At 69.2% G+C, this 15,944-nt stretch carries 15 protein-coding genes; 5 read left to right on the top strand and 10 right to left on the bottom strand.

Translation table 11 applies throughout. The features are described 5' to 3' along the window. Positions 1–239 precede the first annotated feature (239 nt). Entirely contained in the window at positions 240–1,790 is a 1,551-nt protein-coding gene (locus TY25_RS13095; protein ID WP_042256215.1) for a glycerol-3-phosphate dehydrogenase/oxidase, read from the top strand. Positions 1,791–2,400: 610 nt separating this feature from the next. Here TY25_RS13095 and TY25_RS13090 read toward each other — a convergent pair. The 4 genes from TY25_RS13090 to TY25_RS13075 all read right to left on the bottom strand — a co-directional run bounded on the left by TY25_RS13090 (position 2,401) and on the right by TY25_RS13075 (position 5,938). Then, on the bottom strand, positions 2,401–3,582 hold the full coding sequence (locus TY25_RS13090) for an NAD(P)/FAD-dependent oxidoreductase (protein WP_042256214.1): 1,182 nt from the start codon (positions 3,580–3,582) through the stop codon (positions 2,401–2,403). 81 nt (positions 3,583–3,663) lie between these two features. Further along, a complete protein-coding gene (locus tag TY25_RS13085) occupies positions 3,664–4,608 on the bottom strand; it encodes an RNA polymerase sigma-70 factor (RefSeq protein WP_042256213.1) in 945 nt (314 codons plus the stop codon). Between the two features lie 96 nt (positions 4,609–4,704). Next, positions 4,705–5,250 (bottom strand): GNAT family N-acetyltransferase, encoded by a 546-nt coding sequence (locus TY25_RS13080; protein WP_226887033.1) that lies wholly within the window; start codon positions 5,248–5,250, stop codon positions 4,705–4,707. Between the two features lie 7 nt (positions 5,251–5,257). Beyond that, on the bottom strand, positions 5,258–5,938 hold the full coding sequence (locus TY25_RS13075) for a TetR/AcrR family transcriptional regulator (protein ID WP_042256212.1): 681 nt from the start codon (positions 5,936–5,938) through the stop codon (positions 5,258–5,260). Positions 5,939–6,085: 147 nt separating this feature from the next. Between TY25_RS13075 and TY25_RS13070 the strand changes: the two genes are divergently transcribed. Further along, positions 6,086–6,922: an SDR family oxidoreductase gene (locus TY25_RS13070; RefSeq protein ID WP_042256211.1), complete on the top strand. Its 837-nt coding sequence runs from the start codon at positions 6,086–6,088 to the stop codon at positions 6,920–6,922. Between the two features lie 192 nt (positions 6,923–7,114). Here TY25_RS13070 and TY25_RS42610 read toward each other — a convergent pair whose 3' ends face one another. Then, positions 7,115–7,288, bottom strand: a complete 174-nt coding sequence (locus TY25_RS42610; protein ID WP_156055087.1) for a hypothetical protein — start codon at positions 7,286–7,288, stop codon at positions 7,115–7,117. Positions 7,289–7,530: 242 nt separating this feature from the next. Continuing rightward, positions 7,531–8,124: a hypothetical protein gene (locus TY25_RS13065; protein WP_042256210.1), complete on the bottom strand. Its 594-nt coding sequence runs from the start codon at positions 8,122–8,124 to the stop codon at positions 7,531–7,533. Positions 8,125–9,687: 1,563 nt separating this feature from the next. Between TY25_RS13065 and TY25_RS42605 the strand changes: the two genes are divergently transcribed. Then, positions 9,688–10,056 carry an FHA domain-containing protein gene (locus tag TY25_RS42605; RefSeq protein WP_042256208.1) on the top strand — a complete coding sequence of 123 codons (369 nt, stop codon included), beginning with the start codon at positions 9,688–9,690 and terminating at the stop codon, positions 10,054–10,056. Between the two features lie 129 nt (positions 10,057–10,185). Here TY25_RS42605 and TY25_RS13050 read toward each other — a convergent pair whose 3' ends face one another. Next, positions 10,186–11,388, bottom strand: a complete 1,203-nt coding sequence (locus tag TY25_RS13050) for a cytochrome P450 (protein WP_042256207.1) — start codon at positions 11,386–11,388, stop codon at positions 10,186–10,188. Between the two features lie 212 nt (positions 11,389–11,600). Between TY25_RS13050 and TY25_RS13045 the strand changes: the two genes are divergently transcribed. After that, entirely contained in the window at positions 11,601–12,296 is a 696-nt protein-coding gene (locus TY25_RS13045) for a MarR family transcriptional regulator (RefSeq protein WP_042256206.1), read from the top strand. Between the two features lie 13 nt (positions 12,297–12,309). Here the strand turns inward: TY25_RS13045 and TY25_RS42600 are convergent, their stop codons facing one another. Genes TY25_RS42600 through TY25_RS13030 form a run of 3 tightly spaced genes read right to left on the bottom strand, consistent with a single transcriptional unit; the run spans position 12,310 to position 15,517 of the window. Beyond that, positions 12,310–14,430: a serine/threonine-protein kinase gene (locus TY25_RS42600; protein WP_042256205.1), complete on the bottom strand. Its 2,121-nt coding sequence runs from the start codon at positions 14,428–14,430 to the stop codon at positions 12,310–12,312. Beyond that, on the bottom strand, positions 14,427–15,269 hold the full coding sequence (locus TY25_RS13035) for a hypothetical protein (RefSeq protein ID WP_052382951.1): 843 nt from the start codon (positions 15,267–15,269) through the stop codon (positions 14,427–14,429). Before TY25_RS13035 ends, TY25_RS42600 begins: the two co-directional genes overlap by 4 nt. Continuing rightward, on the bottom strand, positions 15,266–15,517 hold the full coding sequence (locus tag TY25_RS13030; RefSeq protein ID WP_146154056.1) for a hypothetical protein: 252 nt from the start codon (positions 15,515–15,517) through the stop codon (positions 15,266–15,268). Before TY25_RS13030 ends, TY25_RS13035 begins: the two co-directional genes overlap by 4 nt. 104 nt (positions 15,518–15,621) lie before the next feature. Between TY25_RS13030 and TY25_RS13025 the strand changes: the two genes are divergently transcribed. Further along, entirely contained in the window at positions 15,622–15,855 is a 234-nt protein-coding gene (locus tag TY25_RS13025; RefSeq protein ID WP_042256203.1) for a hypothetical protein, read from the top strand. The last annotated feature ends 89 nt before the right edge of the window (positions 15,856–15,944 follow it).

Below are 15,944 nucleotides of genomic sequence, written 5' to 3'. Positions count from 1 at the left end.
TTCAAGGTTGCTCCCCCGACGCAGTTCAGGTGGTGCCCCACCCGGTTCGGGTTACGCCCTCGCGGTTCCGTTGCCCCCACGAGGTTCGGGTCATGCCCCACGCTCGGTTCGGGTTGTTCCCCGCGCGGTTCAGGTTGCCGCCCCGCGCGGTTCGGGGGGTCCCTACTCGGTTCAGGGCTGCCGCAGACGACTGCTGGGCGGCGCGCAGGCGATGCCATCGATATCGGAAAGGTAGTGCGATGACCAGGAATTCGGTGGTCACCGGAGATTCGGCGCTCAACGCGGAGCGGCGCGCCCGCGAACTGCGACAGCTCGGCGATGATCAGCAGATCGATCTGCTGATCATCGGCGGCGGGGTCACGGGCGCAGGCGCGGCGCTGGATGCGGCCGCGCGCGGACTGCGCACGGTGCTGGTCGAGCGACACGATCTCGCGTTCGGCACCAGCCGCTGGAGCTCCAAGCTCGTGCACGGCGGGTTGCGTTACCTCGCCAGCGGTCAGGTCGGCATCGCACACGAGAGCGCCGTCGAGCGCGGCATCCTGATCCGCACCACCGCACCACATCTCGTGCGACCGCTCCCCCAGCTCGTCCCACTGCTGCCCGGCATCGGCGCGGCGCAGAGCGCGCTCGTCCGAGCCGGTTTCGTGGCGGGCGATCTGTTGCGTCGCGGCGCGGGCACCCCCGCGGCGATCCTGCCCCGGTCCCGCCGGGTCGCGGCGGCCGAGGCGCTGCGGCTCGCGCCGACGGTCCGGCGCGCGGGCTTGCGCGGCGGTCTACAAGCCTGGGACGGACAGCTCGTCGACGACGCCCGCCTGGTGGTCGCGCTGGCGCGCACCGCGGCCGCGCAGGGTGCGAGCGTGCTGACGCGCGTGGAAGCCCTTGATGTGACCGGTAATTCGGCGACTCTGCGGGACACCCTCAGCGGTGAGAGCCTGACCGTCCGGGCCCGCGCGGTGGTGAACGCGACCGGCGTCTGGGCCGACGAGGTCGACCCGAGTATCGAGCTTCGCCCCAGCCGCGGCACGCATCTGGTGTTCGACGCCGCCGCATTCGGTGGCCTCACCGCGTCGCTGACCGTGCCGGTGCCCGGCAGTACCAGCCGATTCGTCTTCGCCTTCCCCGCCGCGCACGGCCGGGTGTACCTCGGCCTGACCGATGAGGACGCGCCCGGCCCGGTGCCCGACGAACCGAAACCCACCGAGGCCGAGATCGACTTCCTGCTCGACACGATCAACACCGCGCTCCGGGAACCGTTGACGCGGGCGGATATCCGCGGCAGCTACGCCGGCCTGCGCCCGCTGCTGAAAACCGCCGACGACAGCACCGCCGACATTTCCCGCAAGCACGCGGTACTGACCTCGCCGACCGGTGTCGTCACCATCGTCGGCGGCAAGCTGACCACCTACCGCCGCATGGCCGAGGACGCCGTCGACGCCGCGGTTTCGCACGCCGCGCTGACCGCCGGCCCCTGCCGCACCCGCCGACTTCCGTTGGTGGGCGCTGTATCCGGCGCGGAACGCGATCGCATCGACGCACCGCCCACCCTGATCGACCGCTACGGCAGCGAGGCCGCAACCATTCTCGCTGCCGCACAGTCCAACCCGGCCCTCGCCGACCCGGTCGCCCCCGGCATCGACGTCACCGCCGCCGAATTCGCCTTCGCGGTCACCCACGAGGGTGCTCTCACCCCCGACGACCTGCTGGACCGCCGCACCCGCATAGGCCTAGTACCCGCCGACCGCACAGCCGCCACCCCCGCCGCCGTCGCGGCCCTGGCCCCCGCCACCTGACAGTCCGCGGGTTACACGCGACGGTGCTTCCCCGGCCGGGGATCCCGCGCCCGCCCAGGTCGCGCACCCCTTCTGCGTTCGCGCACGCGCTATGGCAGGCCACAGCGCGTGCGCGAACACAGAACCCGTGCGGGAGCCACCCCTGTGCCGCTCGGGAGCGAACCGACTCGGCAGTCGCGGGCGGAAGCCACTACGAGACGCGGGCTCCGGGCATGGGCTCCGGGCGCGATCACCAGCGGCGACACCGGACACAGCCACCAGCGAGAACATCGGGCGCGATCACCAGCCGCGACACCGGACACGGCCACCGCCGGGAACGCCAGACACGGCCACCCGCGAGAACACCAGACACGACTACCAGCCGCGACACCGGACACGGCCACCAGCGAGAACACCGGGCGCGATCACCAGCCGCGACACCGGACACCGCCACCAGCGAGAACACCAGACACGACTACCAGCCGCGAACCCGGACACGGCCACCAGTGAGAACACCAGACACGGCCACTGACGGAACCCCGGACACGACCACTGACGGGAACGCCGCAGCCGACAAGGACACCTCGTCGGCTGCGGCGTCTGGATATCCGCTCTCCCAACCAGTTTCGGCTCACACGGTGTGGACGGGGCTCTCCACCTCACCGACGATGTGCCGACGGCGGGTGGGCATCATCATCGTCGGGTGCGAGATGCTCCAGGCGGTGCTCGCGCAGATCAACTCCTTGATGCGGGCGCCGATCCGGCCGGTGAGGACGGTGGAGGTGACCTCGTCGGCGGGTGTCACCCGTTGGACGATCGCGTCGCGGCGACCGAGGCTGACGCACTGCAGCGCGTACCCGATCGTGGTCTCCGGCACCTTGCGTCCGGTCAGCCGCGCGGCAAGGACGTCGGCCGCCAGCCACGCCATGGGAGTGGCTGTGGCGCAAGCCATCCGCAGCGGTTTGCCGCCCACTCCGGCGGCGATCGCGGCGTCACCGACCGCGTACACGTCGGGGTGCGAAACCGAGCGCATACTGGCATCTACGACGATCCGCCCGGTATCGGAGACCTGCAGAGTGGTGGCGGCCGCGATCGGGTGCACGGTGAAACCGGCGGTCCACACGGTCACTTCGGCCGGAAGTTCCCCGGCGGCGGTGCTCACGGCGTTCGCTTCGACACGCGCGACGTCGGCGTTTTCGTGCACGGTGATGCCGAGCCGGTCGAACACGCGACCCAGGTGCCGCTGCGCCTTCTCGCTGAGCCAGTCGCCGACACCGCCACGGGCCGCGATCGCCACGGCCAGTTCGGGATACGCCTCCGCGATCTCGGTGGCCGCTTCGATACCGGTCAGGCCTCCGCCGACGATCACCACCGGCGCACCGGGCGCCAGCTCGGCCAACCGTGCCCGCAGCCGCGAGGCGGCCTGCTTCCCCGCGATGTCGTAAGCGTGCTCGGCGACCCCGGGAATCCCGTGATCGGTGGTGGTACTCCCCAGCGCGTACACGAGGGTGTCGTAGCCGAGCGTGTCGTCACCGTGCTCGCCGACCAGGTCGACGGTCTTGCGGTCGACGTCCACCGCGGTCACCCAGGCGGTCCGAACCTGCACACCGGTGCCCGCGAAGACCGCGCGCAGCGGACGCGACGGCAGGTCCTGTCCGCTCGCGAGCTGGTGCAAGCGGATCCGCTCGACGAATTCGGTGTCGGCGTTGACCAAGGTGATCTCGACGTCGTCACCGTGCAGCCGCTTGGCGAGGCGGCCGGCGGTGTTGGCTCCGGCGTATCCGGCGCCGAGGACGACAATGCGATGCTTCATGGCTCGCTCCTATCTGGGTTGTGCTCACCTCCTGAACCGGACAGCCGCACAATTCCTGACAGGTAGCGAATGAGAGCTGCGTCACCACGTCCAGTCGAGCGGCTGCGGCTGTTCGCTCGCCGTCCACTGCCGCGTCAGGTGGGTCAGCTTCTCGGGGTTGACCTGGATGTGGATTCGGGCAACGCCCTCGGGGGTCGCATCGAGGCAGAAAACACCGATCACCTGCGCGTCGACCTCCACGAGCAGGGCGGGCGCACCATTGGCGACGACGGCATAGAAGGCCGGGATGCCGCCGATCATCTCGCGCTTGCCCTCGGTCCGCCGGAACAGTCCACGCAGGTAGCGCGCGATCTGGAGCGCACCCAGCACCGGGGTCTTCCTGGCATGCACCCGGCCACCACCGTCGGCCACGCTGACCGCGTCGTCGGTGAGCAGCCGGATCAGCGAGTCGGTGTCGCCGCTGAGCGCGGCGGCGAGAAATTCCTCGACGACCTTGCGTGCCGCGACCGCATCGATCTCGGCGCGGGCTCGCTCATCGCTCAGATGCTGTTTGGCACGTCGATAGATCTGCTGACAGTTCGCTTCGGTGAGGTCGAGCAGCTCGGCGATCTCGCGATGGGAGTACCCGAAGGCCTCGCGCAGCACGTACACGACCCGCTCGTTGGGCGAGAGCCGCTCCATCAGGGTGAGCATCGCCATCGAGACGGATTCGCGCTGCTCGGCGGTGTCGGCCGGACCCAGGATCCGGTCACCGGCCAGCACGGGTTCCGGAAGCCACTGTCCCACATAGGTTTCCCGGCGCGCCCGGGCCGAGGTCAGCTGGTTCAGGCAGATGTTGGTGAGCACCTTCGTCAACCAGGCCACGGGCGTCTCGATCAGCGTCCGGTCCGCCGCGTGCCAGCGCAGGTACACGTCCTGCACCGCGTCCTCGGCATCGCCGGCCGACCCGAGGAGCCGGTAGGCGATCGCCTCCAGGCGGCCCCGATAGCCCTCGAACAGATCGGCTTCTTGCATGCTGAGCGACATGACCCCATGGTCGGCTATGCACGCCGGGCGCGTCCACCCGCCCCCGGCCTGGCCGATCCGCCGATTCACCCACGAAGACCGCAGGTCAGCGACAGCTCAACTGCCCGAGGTGGTTTCGTCGAACGACCAAGCGTCGAGGTCCGCGCGCATGCAGGCCCGGGGCCAGTCGTCCAGGCCGTGCGCGGCTTCCGCGTCGCGGATCGCGTGCAGGCCGGGCGTCTGCTCCTCGTCGGGCAGGTAGCGGAACCCGATCCGCTCGTAGTACGGCCCGTTCCAGGCCACCTCGGTGAACGTGGTGAGCGTCATCGCCTGCGTCCCACGGGCTTTCGCCCAGCGGACGGCGTGGTCGATCAACTGTTTGCCGATCCGCCTGCCGCGATGGTCGGGGTGCACCGAGACCTGGTCGATGTGCACGTCGCCGTCGACCAGCTCGGCCATCAGATAGCCGATCGGCGGGTCGGCGCCGTCGGTCCACACCCAGACGCGCCCGGCCTGCTGGGCCTCGCGCAGTATCTCCAGTGCGGGCGGGTCGTCCTCCGCGACAGCGGTCATCCCGATTTCGGCGAACGGTTTTCCCGCCGCGATCTCGATTTGCTGAAGGGCAGGCAGGTCATCCTCGGTCGCCGGACGGATCACAGACACGCACCCATTATCGGGTCCAGGTGACCGGTGTGCCGAGAATGCCGTCGATGAGCACCCGAAGTGCCCACTGCGCGCGGGCGTCACCGTCGCCGGAGGTCAACGATTCGCGCATCGACACGACCATCGGATAGCGGTCGGCGGGGAGCGCGGCATAGCGCGCGGTGACCTCCGCGATGTGCTGCTCGGCGCGCATGCCCTTGGTGTTGTAGGCGCTCTGCTCGGCGGCGGCCGCGGTGATGTAGAGGAACAGCAGGTCCACGGCCCAGGAGTTGGTCTGCTCGGTCAACCCGCCCTCGGCGAGCAGCGCGAGCATCCGATCGACCAGCACCAATGCGTTCTCGCCGGTGGGGATCGAGCCGAGCGCGACCAGCGCCACCCCCTCGTGCCTGCTCATCACCGCGATCGCCGATTGCACCAGCGTTACGAGCCGTTCGCGCCAGGTGCCGCCGACCGGTTGCTCGATCATGCCGAGCACGTGATCGAGCATGGCCGCCATCAGGTCGTCGCGATTGGCGACGTAGACGTACAGCGAAGCCGCGCCGGTGTCGAGATCCTGGGCGACCCGGCGCATGGTCAGGGCGGCGAGGCCGTCCTGGTCCAGGATGCGCAGTCCGGTCTCGATGATCACCTCACGGCTCAGCGGCGCCTTGGCCGGGCGCGCTCGACGGCTCACAGGCGCTTCGCTCATAGGGCGAGCATACGGCATCACGAACAGTGTTTGACACGAACGCCGTTCGTCTCGTATCGTTTCGCTCGAACGAACAACGTTCGTCCGCCGTTTCGCTCGGATCCGCCGTCGCGCCGATCGGCGAGCGCTACTCACCAAGGACTTCCCATGTTTCTCATCACCGGCGGCCGCGGCGCGGTCGGCACCCATCTGCTGGATCTGCTGCGCACCGACGGCCATTCCGTCCGTGTCGGCTCGCGGCGACCCGAAGAATTGGAGTTGCCCGCCGATGTCCCCGCCCTCGCCTGCGACCTGACCGACCCGAGCACGTTTCCAGCCGCACTGTCCGGCGTCGACGCCGTGTTCCTCTACGCCGAGCCCGCGGCGATCACCGAATTCGTCGCCGCCGCAACCGAAGCCGGCGTCGAGCACATCGTGCTGCTCTCATCGGCCTCGGTACTGAGTCCCGACGCGGCGAACAACCCGATCGGAAAAGCACACCTGGACACCGAGATCGGACTCGCCGACGCACCGATGACCGTCACCGTGCTGCGCCCCGGCACGTTCGCGGGCAATGCGCGATTCTGGGCCGGACCGATCAAGGCCGGACAGCCCGTCAGCCTCCCCTACCCGAACGCCTACGCCGAGCCGATCCACGAACGCGATATCGCCGCCTGCGCCCACGCGGTGCTCACCGCGCCGAAACACCGTGGCGGCCAACACAGTCTGACCGGTCCCGAAGCGCTGACCTTCCGCGCACAACTCGACCGCGTCGCCTCGGTCATCGGCCGCCCCGTCCCGATCGCCGAAGTCACCCCCGGGGAATGGAAGGAACAGATGGCACCCCATATGCCCGGTTTCGTCGCCGACGGCCTGCTCGAGCACTGGCGTAGCCACGACGGCGTCCCGATCCCACTCACCGACACCGTCACCACCCTCACCGGCCGGCCTGCCCGCACCTTCACCACGTGGTTGCAGGAGCACGCCGACGAATTCCAGAACTGACCGCGCCGGTCTTCGGGTCCGGACCCTTCGGCAACATCTGCCACTGAAGCATCGCCGGGGATCCGCCACCGCCGGGCCCGATCCGGTCGCCGCGGTCGCTTCGAACGCCGCGGCGCTGTACCCACCGCGTGCACAGTCATGGCGGGTCTGACGCCGCATCCGCGTCGTGGAGCTCCCCCTCGACCAGCAGTGCTACGGAATTGCGGTCTTCGCGATCGTCGTGGCGATCCGGGGAAGCTGGGCAGTCTCGTGGGCGACGCCGCGAGCCCGGTCACGGTAGGCGAAGTCGTCGAGCGCCTCGTCGCCGTGACCGAGAAGTGCTGTGTGCGCTCGGGTGCATTGATCGGTGTCGCGCAGGCCGCCCATGTGCGGCAGTTGGCGTGTTCGGGAAGGGGGCGGGTTGGTTGCGGAGGAGATGGTGGCCACAGTGGAGTGGGCGGGTGAATAGCGTGGATGATCGGGTTGTCGCTGGTCGGGCGGTTGCGCGGGTGGGGGTCAGATGTGTACCGGGGGTGTCGAATTCGGCCGGGGAAGATCAATCCGGGGTGGGGTGGGACGGCGGGAGTGCGGTGGTCCCGCACGGTTCAAGGCACCGGTTTGCCTCAGGTTCACGCTCTATGCTGGCTTCGAAAGTCGGTAGTGCGCCGGGAAGGAGGGCGCGGGTGCGCAGCAAACCGTCCACCGTGGGTATCGCGCCGGGCAACGGCCTGGTCGCGCGCTTCGGTGGCATTGTCGTCTATCTGTCGGGTGAAACCGTTTCCACCGAGCGAATTCTCGGCACGATCGAGGCGGTCGCCGAGTTCGACCGTCCCGGCGCGGCCCTGGCCCAACGTCTCGCGGCCGTGGTTTTCGCCGGCACCGCCGAACCGCAACACTTCGGCGTGGTCGCGCCCGCCGACGACGGCACCCTCATCCTGCTGCGTGGACCGGTGTTCGCCGAGATCAACGGCGCTGAAGGCACCCGGCGCCTCGACGGCACCCGCGCCTTCACCTGGGTCGACGAGATCGTCCGCGAACCATTCCGCCGCATCACCATCGGCGCAGCCGGCACCGCCCCCCTGAAAGCATTGCCCCGCACCGACCTCCGCGCCGGCATCGCCCCCGGCGGTGGTTTCGTCCTGAATGCCGCACTCCGCCGCGCCACCAAAACGCCGCGCCGTCCCGCCGAAACCCCACCCCCCGCCGTAGACCTCACCGCCCACCGCGCTCGCACCCGCCCCGCCTCATCGACCAGCCAACCAGAACACACCGCCGCCTCAGCCGTGCCCCACGCCCACGCCAGCACAAACCATCCGCGCGCCGCCACGCCGACCGACGAACACGGCCACCCGACCACCGCGGGTGCCTCCGACACCCGCGCCAACGCGAACCGATCTCGCGCCGTCTCGTCGAACAGCGCGCGCGAACACACTGTCGCCCCTGGTGTCGCCCACGCGCAACAACTGCACACCGCGACCGCTGACGGTGCGTCCGGCTCGTCGGCCCAACGCTCTAACGCGGGAGCCACAGGACGTTCGTCGGCCAGTTCCGCATCGAAGAGTGCAAGTAATGGCACGTCGGCGGTCGAGCCGGAGTCGACCGCGGGTATCACCGCCACAGCGGCAGACCCAGCCGCGCAACAACTGCACACCGCCACTGCGACCGTGAACGGTGCGTCCGGCTCGTCGGCCCAACGCTCTAACCCGGTGGGGACGGAACGTTCGTCGGCGAAAGGTGCGGGCCGTCGCACCCCGATGGTCGAGCCGGAGCCGACCGCAGCTGCGGGTATCACCGCGGCTTCGGCAACAGGCGCTGCTGGGAACCACCCTCGCGCCGCCTCAGTTCAGGGCGGGTCTTCGAAGCAACCAGCTGCGGCAGAAGGCAATTCGGCGGACATCCCACTCGACCCCACGGCCGCCGCAGGCTTCGCGGCCGCCTCGGACTCCAGCACGGAGGCAGCTGGGGCCGGGTCGACAGGGACAGCTGTTGCGAAGCGACAGTCGGCCTCGTCGACGAAGAAGGCGGGGAACCCCAGCGCGAGAGGCTCAGCCGGGGCACGGCCCACCATTTCCACAGACGAGCTCGAGGCCACGGCCGCTTCGGGTTTCGGGGCGACGCCGGAGCCGACCGGCGAATCCGATGCGGTCGCGCCGTCTTCCGGCACGCGCTCATCTACAAACGTGAGTGCCGAGGCGTCCCCGGCGAAAGCCGATCGACCGCGGGTGGGCTCGTCATCGAACATCGCTGGGACGCAGAGTGTTTCGCCGGGCTCGGACGCACCGTCCAAAACAGCTGGTCGGTCGAGCGCGAGGCCAGGCGCTTCCGCAGCGGCACCTGACGCTTCGGCAGCGGCGCAACGTGTTTCGGCCGCGACACCAGGCGCGTCGGGCGCGGCACGAGGCGCCTCGGACGCGACACCCGGCGCGTCGGGCGCAGCACCAAGCGCGTCGGGCGCGACACCCGGCGCTTCCGCAGCGGCACAAGGCGCCTCGGGCGCGGTACACGGCGCGTCGGGCGCAGCACCCGGCACTTCCGCAGCGGCACAAGGCGCCTCGGGCGCGACACCCGGCGCGTTGGGCGCAGCACCAGGCACTTCCGCAGCGGCACAAGGCGGTTCGGCCGCGTATCCGCGACGCCCGGGACGCCCACTTCCACGCCCGCGTCCACCGATCGGGAGCAAGGCTGCGGCGGATCGGCCGCTGGCCTGGTCGCAGGCGCGTCAGCCGGGCGGATGGCCGGAACCTGTTGCGCTGCATCGTCCTTCGGAGAACCGTGGACTGCGAGTGATGCGACCGGTGCTGGATCGGGCGGTCGGCGCGCTGATCCTGGAGAACGGCACCGCGTATCCGCTCGATCGTCCCTACGTGATCGGGCGCGGTCCCCAGGCGGACGACGCGGTGCGGGCCGCCACCGCCGCACCGATCGTGATCCAGCGTGACCGTCACGTCTCGCGGGTGCACGCCTACGTCTCCATCGACGACGGCAAGGTCTTCGTCCGCGACGCCACCGCCACCTCCGGCACCTTCATCGCTCCACCCGGCACCGACCAGTGGACCCGAATCACCACCTCCCCCACCGAACTTCGCCCCGGCTGGAGCGTCCGCATCAGCGACCGCGTCCTCACCTACCGCCCCGACGACCGCCCGGCTTCCTGAGCGCTTCCCGCGCCGCGTCCAGCGGCGATTCCAGATGGACGCTTGATCACCAGGTAATGGTGGCGGAGAGCACTCGGGCGATGCCGCCACCATTACCTGGTGATCATGCGTCCAACTCAGACCAGCCCGCTACCAGGTCACCGGGAGTTGCTGGACCCCATAGGTGCCGAGACCTGCGGGCCGCAGGGGGACCTCGTTCGGCGGGACGGCGAGACGCAGGGTCGGGAAGCGCGACAACAGGGCGGGCAGGGCGGTGCGGAGTTCGACTCGGGCCAGCTGCTGACCGAGGCACTGATGGACGCCGTGGCCGAAACCAAGGTGCCCGGTGGCGTTGCGCCGCAGATCGAGGGTGTCGGGGTCGGGGAAGCGCGCCGGATCGCGGTTGGCAGCGTGCGCCGAAAGGGCGACTGTTTCACCGGCTTTGATCATCTGTCCGTCGACTTCGACATCCGCCAGGGCCGAGCGGGTGAGTGTGTGCGCCAGGGTCAGGTACCGCATCAACTCTTCGACCGCACGATCGGCGAGGCCGGGGTCGGCACGCAACGCGGCCGATTGCTCGGGATGGCGCAGGAGCGCGAAAGTGCCGAGCGCCAGCATATTCGCGGTGGTGTCGAATCCGCCGATCAGTAGCAGCACCGCGACGCCGGTGAGCTCGTCCTCGTCGAGGTCGGTGGCGGTCAGCTCGCTGAGCAGATCGTCGGTGGGTGCGTTGCGTTTGTCGGCGACCAAGCGTCGCATGCAGTGCCGCGCCTCCTCGAAAACCGCCAATCCTTGCTCGAGCGGAATGTTCGGATCGTTCATCTTGGTGACGAGATCGGCCACCAACTGCTGGAACCGAGGCCGGTCGCCGTCCGGCACACCGAGCAGTTCGCAGATCACCAGCGCCGGAATCGGATACGCGAACGCGGTCAGCAGATCCAGTGGGCCACCGCTCGTTTCCATGGCATCCAAGTATTCGGCGCTGACTTGCGCCACGTGCGCGGTGAGCAGTCGCATCCGTCGCACGGTGAACTTGCCGGCCAACAGCTTTCGATAGCGGGTGTGCTCGGGGGCGTCGAGGTTGAGGAAGTCGCCGGGCGGCGCCGGTGGCAGCGGGCCGAGGTCCACGCTCGGGGAGTGCGTGAGTTCCGCGCGCGCACTGAAACGCGGATCGGCCAGGATGGCGCGCACGGTGGCGTATCCGGTGGCCAGCCAACCGTGGTGGCCACCCGGAAACACCATGCGGGTCAGCGGATTCCGGGCCCGAAGCGCGCCCAGCTCGGCGGGAGGATCGAAAGGGCAACCCGCAGGACGGTCGGTGGGTATCGCGAAAACGGTGGTCAGCTCGGTCATCGATTTCCTTCTGGGGCGGGGAGCAACGATGAACGAAACGTAGATATCGTTCAGATAATGCTCAACGGAGAATGCACGGCGACTAACAGTCTTTGCAGGTAAAATCGGTTTCTGTGATGCAATGACCCTGCCGCCTAATGTGCCTGAACAGCCGAGTCGTGCAATGAGTTGGCGCTGAATGCACGCCACTGCGACCGAAGGAGAACCGCACCATGCCAGGAGGCAGGCTCACCCTGCACGAACGGGAATGCATCGCGGACGGGCTGTCCGCTGGACTCGGCTACGCCCAGATCGCTCGCCGGCTCGAACGACCGTCCTCGACCATCAGCCGGGAAGTGAACCGCAACGGCGGACCCGGCCGCTATCGGGCCGAACGTGCACACCGGGCCACCGCGGTGCGTGCTCGGCGCGGCAGAACGCCGGTGGCCGCGCAATCGGATTCGGCCGCAGCGGAATTCACCATCGACAGCGCGGCGGTACGGGAGTTCGCGGCGCAGTTCACCGAGTTGTTCGTCTACGACGGGATGCCGCGGATGCAGGCGCGCGTGATGACCTGCCTGCACCTCACCGATTCCGGCAGTCTCACCGCCGCCGAGCTGGCGCGCTGGCTCGAAGTCAGCCCCGCGTCCATTTCCACCGCCGTCGCCGCTCTGGAGCAGCGGGATCTCATTCGCCGGGAACGTGACGTGCGGCGCCGCGACCGCTACTGCATCGACGACGAAACCTGGTACCGCACCACGCTCAACCTGGCCCGCGCGGCCGAAGTACGGGTCGAGACGGCGCGCCGCGGTGCCGAAATACTCGGCGCGACAACGGGAGCCGGTACTCGATTGACCGAGATCAGCCGATACCTCGACTATCTCGGCAAGCAGATGGTCCAGGTCGTAGAGCGCTGGCCTCGCCCATGAGATCGGCTGTACTTCACGACGCCCGACGGCGGGCGCGACGAAGGTAACGGCGGCGCTTGCCGATTCGGCGAGCCGCAACCGACACCGCAGCGCCTGCCGCAGCCGCCGTAACAGCGCAACCTGCGGCGGTGGAGACGGTCGGCGGCACAGCGAGCAGGACCCATCTCGCGCCGAGCAACGCGACCGCGAGCAGCGCGGCGCTGACCGCCAGCCCGAGGGCATTGGCGAATCCGCCACGGCCACTGCGCAAACGACGCATGTTGGATTCCAGGTAAGCGAGCGCGAAAAGTGCCAGCAGGACAACTCCCCCTGCGGTCACCGTAGTGGTCGAGCGTTGGATGGTGCGGAGTTCGACGCGCTGCGCGGCGATTTCCGCGCCGTTGCGCAGCAGCACCAACTCACCGGTCAGTGTGCCCGCCATGACGTGCTCGTTGACGGGCGCGGGAAGCGAGGCATTCCGATCACCCGGCGCGATAGGTACGGTCTCCCCGCCGAGCGGCACCCCGAGCAACGTCACCCTCAAGGCGGCCGAATCGGCGTCAATATCGTTGACCTGCAACGAAGTCGGCTTCGTCAGATCGACCTCGACCGGACCCGTGGCCGGATCACCGCCGCCGAGCAGCACGGCGCCGGGCGTGAGATCCCCACCGATCGACGGCCCGCTCCCCACCAGACCCAGCACCACCGCCACTACCGTGAGCGCCAAGCCGATCGCGAGCGGCACCCGCGGCGAAGCGAGCGTGACCACCTGCTGGATCGGTCGCAGATCCCGCCGATCCAGCTCCACCAACCGCGCCCCACGCGCCGGCGCCGCACCCCGTGGCCGCACTCTGGTCGTCGCCGCCCCCGAAACCCGCTGCCCACCAAAAGGCCCCACCCCCGCCGGATACCCGCCCACAGGCCGAACCCCGTCCGCCGGTGGCAAGCCCGGAGCACCAGCAACACGCGATCCCCCAGGAACAGCTCCCAGCCTAGGCCCAGCAGGTCGATCCCGACGCACGGGCGGAGCAACCGGCCCCGATCCGGCACCGGATTGCGAGCTTCCGGCCCCTGCCGGATACCACTGAACAGTAGGCGGGGCGGTGCCGCGCGGAGTCCGAGGTGGTGCGCTCGACGGCGCCGCGGTCTCCGCGTCCGACACCGGCGTAGGCGGGAGTGCCGAGCCGCTGCCGGGTGGGGGTGGGGTTCTGGAGGGATGGGGTGGGTGGGGGCGACTGCTGCCGGTCGCGGCGGCGACTATGGTGTCGGCGCCGATTACCGGGATGCCGACGGGGGCGAGCCAATTCTGGCCCCAACAGTGCACGGCCGGGCGGGCGAGGGCGATGCCGAAGGATTCGGCGGTGTCGAAACGCTGGGCGGGGTCGGTGGCGAGACCGCGCATCACCACGGCGGCAATGGGTTCCGGCACGTTCGGCGCGACTTCACCGAGCGGGATCGGCTCGTCGAAGGCGTGCGCGAACAGCATCGCGAGTGGTCCTTCGCCTGGCGGGAACGGCAGCACGCCCGACAGGAGCTGATAGAGCATCGTGGCCAGGGCGTACACGTCGGTGGCAGGCGAGAGTGGTTGCCCGCGAGCCTGTTCCGGGGCGATGTAGGAAGGGGTGCCGATGATGTCGCCCGCTTTGGTCACCAAAGTCTCGTCACCGCCGACGATCTTGGCGATGCCGAAGTCCGTCAGTTTGATCGCACCGCCCGCCGCGAACATCAGATTCGCCGGTTTGACGTCGCGGTGCAGCACCCGATGCCGGTGCGCGGCCGTCAATCCGGCCGCGCAGGACAGCGCGATCGCGACGGCGCTGGCGAAATCGTAACCGTCCGTGGCGAACCGCTCACCCACCGTGCCGCCCGGCAGGTACTCCATCACCAGCAGGCACAGCTCCTCGTGCTCCAGGTAGTCGAAAACCCGCACCACATGCGGATGGTCGATGGCGGCGAGCACCCTGGCCTCCGCGACGAACCGGCGCCGGACCCGTTCGTCGTGCACGAACTGCGCCGGAATCTGTTTGATCGCCACCGGTCTGCGCAGCCTGCGATGAGTCCCCGCGAGGACCACTCCGCACCCACCCCGACCGAGTTCCGCACCGATGTCGTAGGCGGGCAACGCCTCCCGCAACCGCTCCCCCTGCTCGGTCACGACCCTGGCCTCTCGGGCGGGAACCGTTGCGTGTCGGCCTCCGCGAACTCCTCCCCCTCCGCAGCCTCGTCCGGCTCGTCTGCCGCCTCGTCCGGTTCCGGCGTCGGTGACGCGTAGCCGAGCAGGAATGCGACGGCGGCGGTGACACCGGCGAAGGCCAGCCACAGGCTGGTGTCCGGCACCCACCATCGGGCCACCGACGCGGTGAACGCGAACACCAGCCCGATCCCGAGCCCCGGAGCGAGCAAACGCAGCCCGCGCTGCCAGCGATTGGCCGAAAGCCGATGGCGCGCAACGGCCAGCGCCGCATCCGCGATCGCCAGTGCGGTGAGGATCGCGAGCGCGATCCCGAACAATCCGTAGACCGACCACAGCGACCCGCGTACATCGGTGATCAACGGGATGGCCGCCACTTTCGCGCTGTTCGCGCCGTACACCGCGAGCTCGCCGCCGAGGAACCCGACCGCCTGCCCCTCCAGCCCGCGCAATTCGAGCCGATATCGCAGTGATTCGGCACCACCCGGGGGGATGGTCAATTCGACAGCGGTGGAATAGGAGAAGAAGCTCAGGCCGAGCACCTGCCCGGCCAGATCCACGTGCCTGATCTCGACCGGCGCTCCTGTCTTGTTGGACAGTTCGATCGTGACCCGGACGGTACTGCCCGGCTCGAGCCGCAACGGGTCATCGACGGAAGTGTCCGCGATATCGCGTCCGTCGAAATTGGCGGACATGTCGACGCCGTCCGGGCGCGCTGTCGCCGGAGCCGCAGACCCCCACAGCACCGTCAGCAGCAGCATCGGTCCGAGCACAGCTCCGATGCCGCGGTACAGACCGCTCATTCGCCCCTCCGCGCCGGTAGATGCGAAACCAGCCGATGGCCGTAATACCAACCGCCGAACAGGAGGAAGAACAGGATCACGGTCAAGGTTCCGGTGCCGGAACCGATGCTGCTGACCAGCACCACGTCCAGCGGAGCGGTCAGCGTCCGTCCACATTTCGCCGTCACCTCATGCCTGCCCACCTCGACGGCACCGGTGGTCAACGGCACCTCGAACGCCCCGTCCGGTCCAGCCACTGTCTTCCCCACCGCCACATCTCCGATCGCCACCTGAACCGGAGCCTGCGGATCACAGCCCTGCCCACTCGCCCGGACCCCGGCACCGGGACCGATCGCCGGCGGCATGAGAGCCAATGCGGGAGAAGGTAATTCACGCGGCAACGGCTGCGGTGCAGGCTCCGGCGGAAGCGCACCGGGCACCCGCGCCGGATTCCGCGGTGGGACAACGGCATCCGGCGGCCGCACCGACGGCGGTGCCGGAATGTCAGGTGGCCTGGGATCACCAGGCACGGGCTCCCCCGGATTGGGATCACAAGAGCCAGGGCTACCGGGTCTGGGATCACATGGCGGCGGATCACACGGCCTAGAACTACCCGGCTTCGGATCGCACGGCTGTGGATCACATGGCCTGGAACTACCGGGCTTCGGATCGACATGGCTGCGGGTCACACGGCCT

It is taken from the genome of Nocardia brasiliensis NBRC 14402, assembly GCF_000308475.2.
Lineage (GTDB): Bacteria > Actinomycetota > Actinomycetes > Mycobacteriales > Mycobacteriaceae > Nocardia > Nocardia brasiliensis.
This window is presented reverse-complemented; position numbering and strand designations above follow the sequence as displayed.

Excerpts from the sequence above, each read along its gene's own strand:
- TY25_RS42605 (WP_042256208.1), top strand. The coding sequence starts at position 9,688 with ATGCGACCGGTGCTGGATCGGGCGGTCGGCGCGCTGATCCTGGAGAAC.
- TY25_RS13045 (WP_042256206.1), top strand. The coding sequence starts at position 11,601 with ATGCCAGGAGGCAGGCTCACCCTGCACGAACGGGAATGCATCGCGGAC.
- TY25_RS13085 (WP_042256213.1), bottom strand. The coding sequence starts at position 4,608 with ATGTCGCTCAGCATGCAAGAAGCCGATCTGTTCGAGGGCTATCGGGGC.
- TY25_RS13095 (WP_042256215.1), top strand. The coding sequence starts at position 240 with ATGACCAGGAATTCGGTGGTCACCGGAGATTCGGCGCTCAACGCGGAG.
- TY25_RS42610 (WP_156055087.1), bottom strand. The coding sequence starts at position 7,288 with ATGGGCGGCCTGCGCGACACCGATCAATGCACCCGAGCGCACACAGCA.
- TY25_RS13075 (WP_042256212.1), bottom strand. The coding sequence starts at position 5,938 with ATGAGCGAAGCGCCTGTGAGCCGTCGAGCGCGCCCGGCCAAGGCGCCG.
- TY25_RS13090 (WP_042256214.1), bottom strand. The coding sequence starts at position 3,582 with ATGAAGCATCGCATTGTCGTCCTCGGCGCCGGATACGCCGGAGCCAAC.
- TY25_RS13025 (WP_042256203.1), top strand. The coding sequence starts at position 15,622 with ATGCGGGAGAAGGTAATTCACGCGGCAACGGCTGCGGTGCAGGCTCCG.
- TY25_RS13070 (WP_042256211.1), top strand. The coding sequence starts at position 6,086 with ATGTTTCTCATCACCGGCGGCCGCGGCGCGGTCGGCACCCATCTGCTG.
- TY25_RS13050 (WP_042256207.1), bottom strand. The coding sequence starts at position 11,388 with ATGACCGAGCTGACCACCGTTTTCGCGATACCCACCGACCGTCCTGCG.
- TY25_RS13035 (WP_052382951.1), bottom strand. The coding sequence starts at position 15,269 with ATGAGCGGTCTGTACCGCGGCATCGGAGCTGTGCTCGGACCGATGCTG.